Annotated in this window: 14 protein-coding genes and 1 pseudogene; 11 read left to right on the top strand and 4 right to left on the bottom strand. The window is 52.8% G+C overall.

Going from position 1 to position 14343, the window contains the following annotated elements; translation table 11 throughout:
- Window positions 1-12 precede the first annotated feature (12 nt).
- Together E0L16_RS09095 and E0L16_RS09100 are read right to left on the bottom strand one after the other, a co-directional pair.
- Window positions 13-552 (bottom strand): toxin YdaT family protein, encoded by a 540-nt coding sequence (locus E0L16_RS09095; protein WP_064791027.1) that lies wholly within the window; start codon window positions 550-552, stop codon window positions 13-15.
- Between the two features lie 93 nt (window positions 553-645).
- Entirely contained in the window at window positions 646-852 is a 207-nt protein-coding gene (locus E0L16_RS09100) for a helix-turn-helix domain-containing protein (RefSeq protein WP_064791028.1), read from the bottom strand.
- Window positions 853-954: 102 nt separating this feature from the next.
- Here E0L16_RS09100 and E0L16_RS09105 point away from each other — a divergent pair, with 102 nt between their 5' ends.
- The 11 genes and pseudogenes from E0L16_RS09105 to tus all read left to right on the top strand — a co-directional run bounded on the left by E0L16_RS09105 (window position 955) and on the right by tus (window position 11131).
- Entirely contained in the window at window positions 955-1587 is a 633-nt protein-coding gene (locus tag E0L16_RS09105; RefSeq protein WP_064791029.1) for a LexA family protein, read from the top strand.
- Window positions 1584-1991, top strand: coding sequence for a hypothetical protein (locus E0L16_RS09110; protein ID WP_131636770.1), 408 nt, complete (start codon window positions 1584-1586; stop codon window positions 1989-1991). The genes E0L16_RS09105 and E0L16_RS09110 overlap by 4 nt, the downstream gene beginning before the upstream one ends.
- A gap of 224 nt (window positions 1992-2215) precedes the next feature.
- Window positions 2216-2368: pseudogene (locus E0L16_RS22210) on the top strand (hypothetical protein); the annotation flags it as partial.
- Window positions 2361-2525, top strand: coding sequence for a YdaE family protein (locus tag E0L16_RS22025; RefSeq protein ID WP_023296471.1), 165 nt, complete (start codon window positions 2361-2363; stop codon window positions 2523-2525). The pseudogene E0L16_RS22210 and the gene E0L16_RS22025, both read left to right, overlap by 8 nt.
- Before the next feature lie 140 nt (window positions 2526-2665).
- Window positions 2666-5863, top strand: coding sequence for a RecE family exodeoxyribonuclease (locus tag E0L16_RS09115; protein WP_131636771.1), 3198 nt, complete (start codon window positions 2666-2668; stop codon window positions 5861-5863).
- Window positions 5864-5872: 9 nt separating this feature from the next.
- Complete coding sequence (locus E0L16_RS09120; protein WP_131636772.1) at window positions 5873-6958, top strand: RecT family recombinase; 1086 nt, start codon at window positions 5873-5875, stop codon at window positions 6956-6958.
- A gap of 38 nt (window positions 6959-6996) precedes the next feature.
- The gene (locus tag E0L16_RS09125; RefSeq protein ID WP_131636773.1) at window positions 6997-7239 is read left to right on the top strand and encodes a DUF4060 family protein; all 243 of its coding nucleotides are present in this window, start codon (window positions 6997-6999) and stop codon (window positions 7237-7239) included.
- A 64-nt stretch (window positions 7240-7303) separates the two neighbouring features.
- Complete coding sequence (xisR, locus tag E0L16_RS09130; RefSeq protein ID WP_047647992.1) at window positions 7304-7519, top strand: excisionase family protein; 216 nt, start codon at window positions 7304-7306, stop codon at window positions 7517-7519.
- Window positions 7519-8799 carry a site-specific integrase gene (locus tag E0L16_RS09135; RefSeq protein ID WP_131636774.1) on the top strand — a complete coding sequence of 427 codons (1281 nt, stop codon included), beginning with the start codon at window positions 7519-7521 and terminating at the stop codon, window positions 8797-8799. The genes xisR and E0L16_RS09135 overlap by 1 nt, the downstream gene beginning before the upstream one ends.
- A gap of 29 nt (window positions 8800-8828) precedes the next feature.
- A complete protein-coding gene (rstB, locus tag E0L16_RS09140) occupies window positions 8829-10127 on the top strand; it encodes a two-component system sensor histidine kinase RstB (RefSeq protein ID WP_131636775.1) in 1299 nt (432 codons plus the stop codon).
- Window positions 10128-10201: 74 nt separating this feature from the next.
- Window positions 10202-11131, top strand: coding sequence for a DNA replication terminus site-binding protein (gene tus / locus E0L16_RS09145; RefSeq protein ID WP_131636776.1), 930 nt, complete (start codon window positions 10202-10204; stop codon window positions 11129-11131).
- On the opposite strand, the gene fumC is transcribed toward tus, so the two are convergent.
- Together fumC and fumA are read right to left on the bottom strand one after the other, a co-directional pair.
- On the bottom strand, window positions 11132-12526 hold the full coding sequence (gene fumC / locus E0L16_RS09150) for a class II fumarate hydratase (RefSeq protein WP_112792995.1): 1395 nt from the start codon (window positions 12524-12526) through the stop codon (window positions 11132-11134). It abuts the gene before it with no gap.
- Between the two features lie 169 nt (window positions 12527-12695).
- Window positions 12696-14342: a class I fumarate hydratase FumA gene (gene fumA / locus E0L16_RS09155; protein ID WP_131636777.1), complete on the bottom strand. Its 1647-nt coding sequence runs from the start codon at window positions 14340-14342 to the stop codon at window positions 12696-12698.
- Window position 14343: the final 1 nt, after the last annotated feature.

Consider the following 14343-nt stretch of genomic DNA (forward strand, 5'->3'; position numbering starts at 1 on the left):
TTTCCGAAGTCTTCACATTGCCCCCAGCATGGTTGTGACCATTGTCATTAGCGGGCCTAACTGCTCCGGCATCAAACGGAACAGTGATGCTATTCCCTCACTCAGCTCTTTGAGCTTCTGATGCTCTGGTGCGTCCAATAATATGGCCTGTTTTGCCTCTGCAACTTCCTTCTCGGCTTCTGCCAAGCGAGAGTTCTTACAATTGGTTCCAATTAGACGTCTACGATATTCCAATGGCAGAACGGCTATGATTGCCGGTGTTAGCTTTCGAATGTTTTCACGGTATTGCTCAGAGTCGAAACGGTTATCCAAGTACCGAAACAATTTCTGACGCGCCCGACAATGGTCTGATGGGAATTCGATACCCTTCCCCCGCTGCTTGCGCCACTCTTCAACGATGTGAGCTGAAACGGACTCCTGCCCAACTGCTGCTGCCCAAGCGCGCACCGCGTCTCGGATGGCGTCGTGGTTATCAAAGTGATTTGGATGAAATCGGTTTATCAACGTATCCGGTTGAAAACCACTATTATGTTGGAATGTAAGTGGATGCATTTGCTTTCTCTTGATTAAATGAATGATGTTTATCTAAAAATCAGTGACTTAATTTGAGTTCACGATTATTAACAAGTAATGTATTGAAGTTCGCTATCCTGACGTCTTTCCATACAGCAACCAGCCAGGGTCGCAATCTAGAGCCTTAGCGAGTTCAAATAAGTAACGAGGTCGCTTTGTTACTCCAGCCTCGATTAACTGAATTGACTGCTGCTTGACACCTGCTTGTTCTGCCAACTCAGCTTGTGTCATCTCATGCTCAAGTCGCTTCATCTTTAAACGTTCTTTGATAGTTTGCATTGCTCCCCCTTATACAATCTTTCTTGTATTTAATTACAAACAATATTGTTTGTCAAATACAGGTTTTCTTGTAAGCATCTCTTTGTAAAAATGAGGTGAAATATGACCATCGCAAACCGAGTAAAGGCTAGAAGGGAGCAGCTTGGGCTGACGCAGACAGAGCTTGCTGAAAAAGTTGGAACATCACAGCAGGCTATCGAACAATTAGAAGGCGGAAAGACAAAAAGACCGCGATACTTACCTGAGTTAGCTTCGTTTTTTGGCGTATCTATTGAATGGTTGCTTGATGGATCAAGTAAATCTAATTTCACCTTCGTAAGTAAAAATGAGCCGAAGGGGAAATATCCATTGATCAGTTGGGTTAATGCAGGCAGTTGGGCGGAAGCATGTGAACCGTACGACTTGAGTCAGATTACTGAGTGGATTGAGACCGACACGAAATTACTTGGCAATGGTTTTTGGTTACGAGTGGAGGGTGACTCGATGACATCCCCCGTTGGTCAGAGCATTCCAGAGGGTCATCTTGTTCTCGTTGACACGGGTCGCGAAGCCAAAAACGGCAGCTTGGTCATAGCGAAAATGACTGATGCGAATGAGGCAACCTTTAAGAAGTTAGTGATTGATGGAGGGCAAAAATACCTGAAAGGGCTAAATCCCTCATGGCCTATGATGCCTATAGACGGGAATTGCAAAATCATTGGTGTTGTTATTGAAGCTCGTGTGAAATTTATATGACCAAGACAATAATTGGCCTGTTTTTACTCGTCTTTTCAATTAACGCTTACGCAAAGTGTTGGATCGTGTCTGACCTTCAAGGTAAGTCTTCATTCAGTGATGATGGATATGAATTCATCGATGACGCAATGTCGGGTGTTGCTTACAAGCTAATCATACATGGTAAAAAAGCATTTTTAACTAACATGAATGGTTCCCCTGTTTCTGATGTTGCTTACGTTCCTTTGTCGTACAACACTATGGTAGGTAGTTACCAATCAGGCGGTGGCATTACTGTTGAGACGTGGTCTATAACAGAAGACAATAAAGTTATGTACTCAAAAGTCATGAACATCCCTAGTTTCCAAAAGCTTACGTCAACAAAGGCTTTTGTTGGTGATGTTGCTGGTACTTGCAACGAGTAACGCTTTTCCTTTCCCTTTAAAATCATAAAAACAAACTATTTCCCATTTAAAAACAAAGGGTTTGTTTTTGTGACTCCTGAAATTACAAATTATATTGTTTACTCATAACAAACTATCTTGTATTGTTGTTCTATCGGTAGCTGCTTCGACCATTTTGCTTAAAAGGTTGAGGTTTAAGAACAGGCGGCCATAACGGCCAATATAAAGCGCATCAGGTGTAAATGTTCCGCTGGCCGGCGATAAGGCAAACGAGGGTGAGAATGATTGATTTCGCACGCAAACCAGGACGGCAACAGGCTGTAAAGCTGAACTTCTTCGAAGTGATTCTTCGCCGCTTATGCTACCTGCTGGCGCAAAAGGGGGATTCAGATGTGTAACTCGACGAAATGCGGGTACTGCGGCAAGCCGGTTGAACCGGAGGAAGTAGTTAAAAGCACCCTTCTCTATCGCAACGGCTCACAGCTGGCGCGCAAAGAAAAAGAATACTGCTCTGAACGTTGTGCTTCGTACGACCAGATGGCCCACGAGGCATAACGTAAAAGCCGCGCAAGGCGGCCCGTACGTCCGGTGCTCCCGACCAAAGTTACACCGGAAAACTACTTAAACAACCAAAGTTCACCCAATGGGCGCTATCTCTGGCCCGGGGATCTTACATCCAAAAAAGAGGATCTCACATGGAATTTTTCTATGTAGTTAAGGCTACGCAGAAATCTGGCAAAGAAGACGCAGTGATTTGGTTCACTGCTAAATCAGAAGCCCGTGCAAACCTACAGCTCGATGTTGAGCTGGAAGATGCCGGTATTGAAACCGGCCGCGGTAAGGATTATGCCAAACCGGTTCGCACCGATTTCCCTGTTTACAACGACCTGCCGGAAGAAAGCACAGTGGATTACACCTGGTGCAAACGCTACGCCCTCCAGGACGATGGACGCTCCTGGCTGCCAAAGGCTGGTACTGAGTCGACTGGTGCCGTGGACATAACTGCCGCACCGGAAACGACCGTTAAAGTCGAAACTATCGTCGAGAGTGTCCCGCTTGAAAACCGCACTCCAGCGGTCCGTTTTGCTGTCCACCTGATCAGCGACAAATACCAGTCAAACATCACTAAAGAGCAGCAGTTGGCTGCAAGCGAAATGTCTCTGGATGAAGGCAACACCTATCTCCAGAATCTGCTGCTGGCGAAGAACGACATCCCTGAAGTTGCCGAACTCAGCCTGAACGCTGAGTGGAAACTGGTTCAGGCGATTAAGCAGGTCTTCGCGCCAGATGAAGAGCACGAAGTAAAGCTACTTACTGCTTTCATGGCCGACTGGTTGAGAGTAGATGCCGGCGACCGTAATGAGGTAGTGAGAGAGTGGAGGAACGGAAAGCTTACTCTGCTCAAATCAGAAAGAACCAGCGACGCCGATTTTACAACCGATCAGGTTCCAGAACCTGAAAACGGTATTCAGATTGACGAGAATGATGACGAAACCACACGTTATCCGGTCGTTCGTATGCCATTTCGCAAGCAGCTACTCGCTCAGTTCACCGCCGATGAACTGCGCCACCACTTAACCCGCGAAGAATACGAAGGTATCAGCGCGCTGGAAATGGACACAGACAACAGCTATGTCCAGAACCTGCTGCTGGCGGCAGAAAACTGCGAAGAGGTGAAGGGTTACGATACCAAAGACCTGTGGCGCTACACCGACGCCATTCGCAAAGTGTTCAGCCAGGAGAAGCGTCACGAACTCGCTTTGGTTCTCCGATTCACCAGAATCTGGGCTGCGACTGATTACATTGACCGCGGCACCCTGGTGCGCGAATGGGTTGAGGGTAATCGAATTTCTGAAGTAGGTTCTCCTGCACCTTTAGAACCAGAAAAACCAGAAACAACCGAATCCTATAAACGCGCTGTTGCCCAGAACATGGCGAACTTGAGCATTGAGATCGCGATTGCTCAGCTTTACCCAGATGCAGTACCGGGGCAAATCAACCGTACGCAACTCCTGGCCGCCAAAGAACTCGCTGACAAAAAAGATGAGTCGCACGCCAAGGCGCTCAAGGTTCTTAGTAAAACCACCGACATCCTCGACTACGACGCCAACAGTATTTTTGGAGTTACCCGCGCTATTTCATGGTCTGGAGAAGAAAGCACAACCAAACTGCGTAGCCAGGTGCGTGAGTGGTTCACGGCGAACGGCATCTATGAAAGCGGTGAGCGCTCTAAAGGCTATCCAGAATGGAACGAAGACTCCCGCGAGGTTCGTCATTCCACAGTGGAAGAACCAAGTACTCCAAGCCAGACAAAGGTCGCAAGCCTTGGAAGCGGCGTGTTCTTCATCGATGGCCTGATGGATGGAAATACCGAACCGGTCATCAATACCAACTCAAATGAAGTCGAAAAAACGGAAAACACAGCGGAGACCACCAGCGATGTGCAGATGGAAACGGCTAAGCCAGAAAAAGACGAAGATGTTGGTTCGGTACCACCGAGCGAAAGCACTGATGCAGCTAATTCGCAGACAAATTCCGTAGAAGCAGACCAGTTGCACGAAACAACAATTGACGTTCAGGAATCGAACCCAGAAGTGGAGTTCCCTGCATACTTCGAACCTGGCCGCTACGAAGGTCTGCCGAATGATGTTTATCACGCAGCAAACGGCATCAGCTCAACTCAGGTGAAAGATGCCCGTGTGTCGCTGATGTACTTCAATGCGCGCCACGTTGAGAAAACCATCGTCAAAGAGCGCTCTGCGGTGCTGGACATGGGCAACTTGGTACATGCGCTGGCGTTGCAGCCTGAACAACTGGACGCAGAATTCAGCGTTGAACCGGTAATCCCGGAAGGCGCATTCACAACGGCCGCGACCCTGCGCGCCTTTATCGATGAGTACAATGCCAGCCTGCCGGCGCTGCTGTCTGCCGACGACATTAAGGTGTTACTGGAAGAGTACAACGCCACCCTGCCGCCGCAGGTTCCGCTTGGCGCTAACCTGGAAGAAACGGCGCAGAACTATATGGCGCTGCCAGCTGACTTCCAGCGTATTGATGGTGACCAGAAGCAGACGGCGACGGCAATGAAGGCTTGCATCAAAGAGTACAACGCGACCCTGCCGACGCCGGTTAAAACCAGCGGCAGCCGTGACGCGTTGCTGGAGCAGTTGGCAATCATCAACCCTGACCTTGTGGCTCAGGAAGCACAGAAACCGGCGCCACTGAAAGTGTCCGGTACCAAAGCAGACATGATCCAGGCCGTGAAGGCAGCCAAACCAGATGCCGTGTTTGCCGACGAGTTGCTAGATGCCTGGCGCGACAACCCGGAAGGGAAAGTACTGGTCACACGCCAGCAACTCAGCACCGCGCTGGATATTCAAAAAGCTCTTCTGGCACACCCGACCGCTGGCATGCTGCTGACCCACCCGAGCCGCGCCGTCGAGGTGAGTTACTTCGGCTTTGATGAGGAGACGGGCCTGGAAGTTCGTGTGCGCCCTGACCTTGAGATCGGCCTGGACGGCGTGCGTATTGGTGCTGACCTGAAAACCATCAGCATGTGGAACGTTAAGCAGGAAAGCCTGCGCGCCAGGCTACACCGGGAAATCATTGAACGTGATTATCACCTGAGCGCGGCTATGTACTGCGAAACCGCGGCGCTGGACCAGTTCTTCTGGATTTTCGTCAACAAAGACGAGAACTATCACTGGATCGCCATCATCGAGGCATCCGCAGACCTTCTGGAACTGGGCATGCTCGAGTACCGAAAAGCAATGCGCGCTATAGCAACCGGCTTCGACACAGGGGAATGGCCAGCGCCAATCATCGACAATTACACCGACGAACTGAACGACTTCGACCTGCGCCGCCTTGAAGCGCTGCGCGCTCAGGCTTAAGGGGGATTTATGCAAAATACTAATGTTACGGTTACTGACCAAAACACCGTTGTTAACTCAAACGTGGCTTTGTTCGATTCCCAGTATCTGAACGCCATCAGCACGTTCGCGCAGATCATGGCGCAAGGCACCGCGACTGTTCCTAAACACTTACAGGGTAATCAGGCCGACTGCATGGCGGTAGCAATGCAAGCGGCACAGTGGCAGATGAATCCCTTTGCCGTGGCGCAGAAGACGCACCTGATTAACGGTGTGCTCGGGTATGAAGCTCAACTGGTTAATGCCGTCATTTCACGCAGCGGCGTGCTTGCCAGTCGTTTTGATTATGAGTGGTACGGTCCATGGGAAAAGGTTGTAGGAAAATTCCATATCCGCAAAGGCGACAAAGGTGAGTACCGCGTCCCGGGCTGGACCCTGGCTGACGAAGCCGGGATCGGCATCATTATCCGCGCAACCCTGAAAGGCGAAGATCAGCCGAGGGAACTTGATTTACTGCTGGCTCAGGCCCGCACCAGAAACTCTACCCTGTGGGCTGACGACCCTCGCCAGCAGCTGGCGTACCTGGCTGTCAAACGTTGGGCGAGACTGTTCTGTCCGGATGTGATTCTGGGCGTTTATACCCCCGATGAATTGGATGATCGCCGTGAAGAACGAGAGGTAAACCCTGCCTCAGCGCAGCACGTAAGCCTTGCAGACATTTCAGGTGACAACGTCACTACAACGCAAACGGCTCAGGAATCAGCTCAAAACATCGATGCACTTGCTGATGATTTCCGCGACCGCATCGAGGCGGCTCAGGATGTGGATAGCGCTAAAGCTCTGCGCGCAGATATTGAAACAGTGAAAGCAACGCTGGGTTCTGCCCTGTTCACTGAGCTGAAAAACAAGGCCGTGAAGCGTTATTACCTGGTTGATGCACGGAACAAAGTCGAAGCAGCCATCAATTCCTTGCCACCTTCAGATGAGCCCGATGCAGCTGAGCGGTTCGCAGAAGTAGAGCGCGTTCTTGCATCATCGAAACGCCATCTGGGCGACGAACTGCATGGTCAGTTCAGCATCACCCTGGCGGATATGAAACCGGAATACGTGGACTAACGAGATCGGGAGGGGAAACCCTCCCTCAAGGAGAAGAAATGCGACTGATTAATCGAGGCAGTAAGCAATCCCCTTTGGCTCGCCAGGCATGTGGAATCGCACTCGCAGCCCACCAGCAAAGATATGGTGACTATGGGCGCAGCAAGATGAAAGAGACCTATACGGTGAGAGTGGAAGGCGTGAAGGTCTGGGTTGAAGTGGTCAACTGCAAGGCAAGCTACGTGGCCACAGCCATGACCGGCATGCGCCGACTTCGTTCCCTGCCCGGCCAGGCAAACTGAAACTGAAATATCAACGACTAAAGACCGGCATATCTATACTCATGCCGGTTACCTGAGGTGAACCATGTCGCAGGTAATTTACGATTCAGAATGGGGCGTTGCTTCAAAACTAAAAGAGAAGACAGGCCTTACAGATCGTCAGATTAAAAGCTATCGCCAAACCTCCTGGGTAGAAGGTGTTCATTTTAAGAGAATCCCATTGGATGGAAGCAGCTCCGAAGAGCGAGGACTTGTCTGGTACAACATCCCAAACATTAACAGGTTTGTGAAGGAGGCATAATGGCTGCAATGCCAACGGGTGTTGAGATCCACAACAATAAAATACGAATTAGTTTCAATTTTCAGGGCGTTAGATGCCGAGAAACACTGAAAGGATGGATCGTAAATGCTTCGAATCTCAAAAAAGCAGGGAATCTAAGGGCCAAAATTGTAAGCGAGATTCAACTGGGCACTTTTGACTACCGGGGCATGTTCCCGGAGTCAAAAGTAGCAGCAAAGTTTTATACATCTAAAAACATTACGACGTTCGCCGAACTTGCATCAACCTGGTATGAAAACCATAAAATCGATCTCTCACCCAATGCCACAAGAAGCTATGGGATAGCTGTAAGAACGTTAACAAAACTAATCGGCCCTGAAACGCTGGTTGCATCCATCACCAACAGCGACATTCTGGGCTGGAGAAAGGAATTGCTCACTGGTGAGACTAACTATGCTCCCGAAAAGAGGAGAAACAAAACCGGCCGAGCCGTTAGAACAGTAGATTATTATCTGGCCATCCTGCGACAAATCCTCGACTATGCGGTTAAAAATAAAGTCATTTCATATCAACCATATGTTGGGATAAAAAGGCTTCGCAAAGGGCAATCAAAACCAGATCCACTTCTGAGGCATGAGTTTGAGCAGTTGAAAGAGGCTGCTCCGGCTCAGCAGAAAAACATGTGGCAATTTTTTGCTTACACTGGCGTTCGGCCCGGCGAGCTTTGCGCTCTTGCCTGGGAAGATATCGATCTTAATTCCGGCGAAGCTAACATAGCGCGCAATCTAACTCAGGAAGGCTTGTTTGGACCACCCAAAACTGAAGCTGGATACCGGAGGATAAAGTTACTTGAGCCGGCTCTGGAGGCTTTGCGAGCTCAAAAGGTGCTAACGGGAGGTTCCCCAAAGGTACCAATCACTTTTCACCACCGGGAGTTCGGAAAAACAGAAACGCAGAAACTGCATTTTGTGTTTATGCCTCGACCTCAGAAAGGCAAGCAGGCAGCCTACTATTCAGTTAGTTCTATTGTGTCACTATGGGATATTACGGTAAGACGATCGGGCATTCGCCGCAGACGCCCCTATCAGTTGCGTCATACATACGCGTGCTGGATGTTGTCGGCAGGTGCTAATCCTGCTTTTATAGCGAATCAGATGGGTCATGAGAATGCAGAGATGGTCTTCCATGTATACTCTGCGTGGATAAATGCTCTCGATAGCGATCAGGTATCATTTTTGAATCAGCGCTTTGGCGGATATGCTAATGCCCCTATAGTGCCCCTGAAGCTAAAAACAAAGTAGTTAATTTATTGATTTTCCGGTGATATTTAATGAAAAAGCTGTTTGTACAGTTTTATCTTCTGCTGTTTGTCTGCTTCCTGGTAATGACGATGCTGGTCGGGTTGGTCTATAAATTCACCGCAGAGCGCGCGGGCAGACAATCCCTGGACGACCTGATGAAAAGCTCCCTCTACCTGATGCGCAGCGAGCTGCGTGAAATTCCCCCGCATGACTGGGCACGCACCTTAAAAGAGCTGGATCTGAATCTGTCGTTTGACCTGCGCATCGAGCCGATGAAGGATTTTGATTTAGCGCCGCCCGCGATGCAGCGCCTGCGCGACGGAGACATCGTGGCGCTGGACGAAAAATACACCTTTATTCAGCGTATTCCACGCAGCCATTATGTCCTGGCCGTTGGGCCGGTACCCTACCTCTATTACCTGCACCAGATGCGCCTGCTGGATCTCGCCCTGCTGGGCTTCATTGCCATCTCGCTCGCTTTCCCTGTTTTCATCTGGATGCGCCCGCACTGGCAGGACATGCTGAAACTGGAATCCGCCGCGCAGCGTTTTGGGGAAGGTCATTTCACTGAACGCATACACTTCGACAGCGGCTCCAGCTTTGACCGCCTCGGCATTGCCTTTAACCAGATGGCCGATAACATCAACGCCCTGATTGCCAGTAAGAAACAGCTGATCGACGGCATTGCGCATGAACTGCGCACGCCGCTGGTACGCCTGCGGTATCGTCTGGAGATGAGCGAAAACCTGACCGATGCGGAATCCCAGGCGCTCAATCGGGATATTGGCCAGTTAGAAGCGCTGATTGAAGAGCTGCTGACCTATGCCCGCCTCGATCGGCCTCAGACAGAATTGCACCTGAGTACGCCGGATCTCCCCGCCTGGTTACAGACGCACATTAACGATGTGCAGAGCGTTAATCCTCAGCGAAAACTGCTGACGACTATTACTCCCGGGGCGTACGGCGCGCTGGACATGCGCCTGATGGAACGCGTGCTGGATAATCTGATGAACAACGCCATGCGCTACAGCGAAACGACGCTGCGCATAGGTTTAGATTTACAGGGGAGCCAGGCGATTCTGCATGTGGAAGACGATGGTCCCGGCATTGAGCCAGCCGAGCGTGAAAAGGTGTTCGAGCCGTTTGTGCGCCTCGACCCCAGCCGCGACCGTGCTACCGGCGGCTGTGGTCTGGGGCTGGCGATTGTCCGATCCATTGCCCAGGCGATGGGCGGCACGGTTCGCTGTGAAGCAAGCGAACTGGGAGGGGCCCGCTTCGTCTTTAGCTGGCCGATCTATCACAACATTCCCCTTCCCGTACCTGCCTGACCTAAACCGCACGCTGGCCTGACCCGGCATGTTGTGCTATACCTTTAGTATGTTGTAACTAATTAAGGGCGATCATGGCGACTTACGATCTCATCGAAAGGCTGAACACCACGTTTCGGGAAATAGAGCAGGCGTTGTTGACCCTGACGGGGCAACTACAGGGCTGCCGCCTGCTGGCCGCCCGCGTCTTTTCCCTGCCCGACGTGGCGAAAGGCGCGGAACACGATCCGCTGAACACCATCGAAGTGACGCAGCATATTGGTAAGGCTGCCCTGGAGCTGACGTTGCAGCACTATCGCCGCCTCTTCATCCAGCAGCAGTCCGAAAATCGCAGCAGTAAGGCCGCCGTTCGCCTGCCCGGCGTCATCTGTCTGCAAACGGATACCGCAACGCGTGAAGAGATTGAGGCGCAGATTACGCATATTAATGCGCTGAAAGCCGCCTTCGAGAAGATCGTGACCGTTGAGTCCGGGCTGGCGCCCGCAGCCCGCTTTGAATGGGTGCATCGCCAGCTTCCGGGGCTGATCACCCTGAACGCTTACCGCTCGCTGACGGTACTGCGCCACCCCGCCACGCTGCGCTTCGGCTGGGCCAACAAGCACATCATTAAAAACTTCACGCGCGATGAGATCCTGGCGCAGCTGGAGAAAAGCCTGAAATCGCCGCGGACGGTCGCCCCGTGGTCGCGGGAGCAGTGGATTGAACGGCTGGAGCAGGAGTACCACAGCATTGCCTCCCTGCCGGCTGAGACGCGTCTTAAGATAAAGCGTCCGGTGAAGGTGCAGCCTATCGCCCGCGTCTGGTATGCCGGACAGCAAAAGCAGGTGCAGTATGCCTGCCCAACGCCGCTGATTGCGCTCTACGATGCCGATCGGGGTGCGGTAGTGCCGGATATCGGGGAACTACTGAACTACGATGCCGAAAACGTTCAGCATCGCTATAAACCCCAGGCGCAGCCGCTACAGCTGATTATTCCGCGGCTGCACCTGTATGTGGCGCAGTGATTACTTAAGGCTGCCCACCATCGCTTCCGGGCGGACCCAGGCGTCAAACTCGGCGTCCGTCAGGTAGCCCAGCGCCAGCGCAGAGGCTTTCAGGGTAAGCCCCTCTTTGTGCGCTTTTTTCGCGATTTCGGCCGCTTTGTCATAGCCGATATGGGTGTTCAACGCCGTTACCAGCATCAGGGACTCATTCAGCAGCTGGCTGATTCGCTCGCGATTTGGCTCAATGCCCACCGCGCAGTGCTCGTTAAAGCTCTCCATGCCGTCGGCCAGCAGACGAATCGATTGCAGTACGTTGTGGATCACCATCGGGCGATAGACGTTAAGCTCGAAGTTACCCGACGCGCCGCCCATGTTCACCGCCACGTCATTACCCATCACCTGGCAGCACAGCATGGTCATGGCTTCGCACTGCGTTGGGTTCACTTTACCCGGCATAATGGAGCTGCCCGGCTCGTTTTCCGGAATGCTGATCTCGCCGATGCCGCAGCGCGGGCCTGAGGCCAGCCAGCGGACGTCGTTGGCGATTTTCATCAGCGAGGCTGCCAGCCCTTTCAGCGCGCCATGGGTGTGAACCAGCGCATCGCAGGTCGCCAGCGCTTCGAACTTATTCGGGGCGGTAACAAACGCCTGCCCGGTGATCTTCGCCAGCTCGTCGGCCACGCGCACCGCGTACTCGGGATGGGTATTTAACCCGGTGCCAACCGCCGTTCCGCCAAGCGCCAGCTCCGCCAGGTGCGGCAGGCTGTGTTCGATATGCTTAAGGTTGTGCTCCAGCATCGCCACCCAGCCGGAAATTTCCTGGCCGAGCGTCAGCGGCGTGGCGTCCTGAAGATGCGTACGACCAATTTTAACGATGTCGCGGAAAGCCTGCGCTTTCTCATTAAGCGTCGATTTGAGCACGTTGAGCTGCGGAATAAGCTGCTCGCGGACAGCGATGACAGCCGCCACGTGCATGGCCGTCGGGAACACGTCGTTGGAACTCTGGCTTTTGTTCACGTCATCGTTCGGGTGAACCTTACGCTCCATGCCGCGTGCGCCGCCAAGCAGCTCGCTCGCGCGGTTCGCCAGCACCTCGTTCATGTTCATGTTGCTCTGGGTGCCTGAACCGGTCTGCCAGATGGCGAGGGGGAATTCGTCGGGATGCTTGCCCGCCAGCACTTCGTCGGCGGCGTTAATGATGGCGCTGGCCTTATCGGCATCCAGCAGGCCCAAATCCTGGTTTACTTTGGCGGCTGCGCGTTTGGTCAACGCCAGCGCCTGGATGAGCGAGACGGGCATTTTTTCTGTCGAAATGCGGAAATGCTCCAGCGAACGCTGGGTTTGCGCGCCCCATAGCTTGTCGGCCGGGACGTCGATGGCGCCCATAGAGTCTTTCTCGCGGCGATGCATTGTCATTACTTACTCCTTGATAACAAAGATGGGATTGCTCACATGCTTAAGAGATAAGTATTGATGACTTCTGAGAAACGTTATGGCGCTTTGTGCGCTCTTTTTGACGTTGGGTGGCGCTTACCCGACCTACGAGAGTGTAGGCCGGGTAAGCGCCACCCGGCAATTTACAGAATTACTTCACACACGCCGAACACTGAGACGACTGGATCTGTTTGAAGAAGTCGTTACCTTTGTCATCCACAAGGATGAACGCCGGGAAGTCTTCCACCTCAATTTTCCAGATCGCTTCCATACCCAGCTCCGGGTACTCCACGCACTCCAGGCTCTTGATACTGCCCTGCGCCAGCACCGCTGCCGGGCCGCCGATGCTGCCGAGGTAGAAGCCGCCGTGCTTGTGGCACGCGTCCGTCACCTGCTGGCTGCGGTTGCCTTTCGCCAGCATGATCATGCTGCCCCCGTTGGCCTGCAACTGGTCAACGTAAGAGTCCATACGGCCCGCCGTAGTGGGGCCTAACGAACCGGAAGCATACCCCTCAGGCGTTTTTGCCGGGCCTGCGTAGTAGATCGGGTGATCTTTAATGTACTGCGGCAGCCCTTCGCCGTTGTCCAGGCGCTCTTTCAGCTTCGCATGGGCGATGTCGCGGCCCACGATAATTGTCCCGTTCAGGGAGAGGCGCGTTGAAACCGGATACTGTGAAAGCTGGGCCAGGATCTCCTTCATTGGACGGTTCAGGTCAACGCGCACAGCTTCGCCCTCACCCGCTTTACGCAGCGCTTCCGGGATATATTTACCCGGGTTGTTCTCCAGCTTTTCGATCCAGATGCCGTCGCGGTTGATCTTGGCCTTGATGTTACGATCCGCAGAGCACGACACGCCCATGCCCACCGGGCAGGATGCGCCGTGACGCGGGAGTCGGATCACGCGAATGTCATGCGCGAAGTATTTCCCGCCAAACTGCGCGCCCAGCCCCAGATTCTTCGCTTCGGTCAGCAGTTCCTGCTCAAGCTGCACGTCGCGGAACGCCTGACCATGCTCGTTACCTTCCGTTGGCAGCCCATCGTAGTATTTGGTGGAGGCCAGCTTGACGGTTTTCAGGGTGCTTTCAGCGGACGTACCGCCAATCACAAACGCGATATGGTACGGCGGACAGGCCGCGGTGCCGAGGGTGCGCATCTTCTCGACCAGATAGTTCTTCAGCTTGCCCGGAGTCAGCAGCGCTTTGGTTTCCTGGTAAAGATAGGTTTTGTTGGCTGAACCGCCGCCTTTGGCGATGCAGAGGAATTTATATTCGTCACCGTCGACGCTGTAGAGGTCAATCTGCGCCGGCAGGTTAGTGCCGGTGTTCACCTCTTTGTACATATCCAGCGCCGCGTTTTGCGAGTAGCGCAGGTTATCTTCGGTGTAGGTGTTGTAGACGCCGTGCGCCAGCGCCGCTTCGTCACCGCCGCCGGTCCAGACGCGCTGGCCTTTTTTACCGGTGATAATGGCCGTGCCGGTGTCCTGGCAGGTCGGCAGAATGCCTTTCGCCGCGATATCCGAGTTACGCAGGAATTGCAGCGCGACGTATTTGTCGTTCTCGCTGGCTTCCGGGTCGCTCAGGATATCGGCAACCTGCTGCTGATGCGCCGGACGAAGCATAAAGGAAGCATCGTGGAAGGCCTGCTGCGCCAGCAGCGTAAGCGCCTGTGGGTCAACTTTGAGGATCTCCTGCCCTTCAAACTCAGAGACAGAAACGTAATCGCGGGTTAACAGGTAATACTCGGTCCGATCCTGACTGAGGGGGAAAGGATCCTGATAATGGAAGGGTTTATTCGACATT

The organism is Enterobacter quasihormaechei (genome assembly GCF_004331385.1).
In the GTDB taxonomy this organism is placed as follows: Bacteria; Pseudomonadota; Gammaproteobacteria; order Enterobacterales; family Enterobacteriaceae; genus Enterobacter; species Enterobacter quasihormaechei.

Bases quoted from the DNA above. Each gene is read 5' to 3' on its own strand.
- E0L16_RS09095 (WP_064791027.1), bottom strand. From the start codon at position 552: ATGCATCCACTTACATTCCAACATAATAGTGGTTTTCAACCGGATACG.
- E0L16_RS09100 (WP_064791028.1), bottom strand. From the start codon at position 852: ATGCAAACTATCAAAGAACGTTTAAAGATGAAGCGACTTGAGCATGAG.
- E0L16_RS09105 (WP_064791029.1), top strand. From the start codon at position 955: ATGACCATCGCAAACCGAGTAAAGGCTAGAAGGGAGCAGCTTGGGCTG.
- E0L16_RS09110 (WP_131636770.1), top strand. From the start codon at position 1,584: ATGACCAAGACAATAATTGGCCTGTTTTTACTCGTCTTTTCAATTAAC.
- E0L16_RS22025 (WP_023296471.1), top strand. From the start codon at position 2,361: ATGTGTAACTCGACGAAATGCGGGTACTGCGGCAAGCCGGTTGAACCG.
- E0L16_RS09115 (WP_131636771.1), top strand. From the start codon at position 2,666: ATGGAATTTTTCTATGTAGTTAAGGCTACGCAGAAATCTGGCAAAGAA.
- E0L16_RS09120 (WP_131636772.1), top strand. From the start codon at position 5,873: ATGCAAAATACTAATGTTACGGTTACTGACCAAAACACCGTTGTTAAC.
- E0L16_RS09125 (WP_131636773.1), top strand. From the start codon at position 6,997: ATGCGACTGATTAATCGAGGCAGTAAGCAATCCCCTTTGGCTCGCCAG.
- xisR (WP_047647992.1), top strand. From the start codon at position 7,304: ATGTCGCAGGTAATTTACGATTCAGAATGGGGCGTTGCTTCAAAACTA.
- E0L16_RS09135 (WP_131636774.1), top strand. From the start codon at position 7,519: ATGGCTGCAATGCCAACGGGTGTTGAGATCCACAACAATAAAATACGA.
- rstB (WP_131636775.1), top strand. From the start codon at position 8,829: ATGAAAAAGCTGTTTGTACAGTTTTATCTTCTGCTGTTTGTCTGCTTC.
- tus (WP_131636776.1), top strand. From the start codon at position 10,202: ATGGCGACTTACGATCTCATCGAAAGGCTGAACACCACGTTTCGGGAA.
- fumC (WP_112792995.1), bottom strand. From the start codon at position 12,526: ATGACAATGCATCGCCGCGAGAAAGACTCTATGGGCGCCATCGACGTC.
- fumA (WP_131636777.1), bottom strand. From the start codon at position 14,342: ATGTCGAATAAACCCTTCCATTATCAGGATCCTTTCCCCCTCAGTCAG.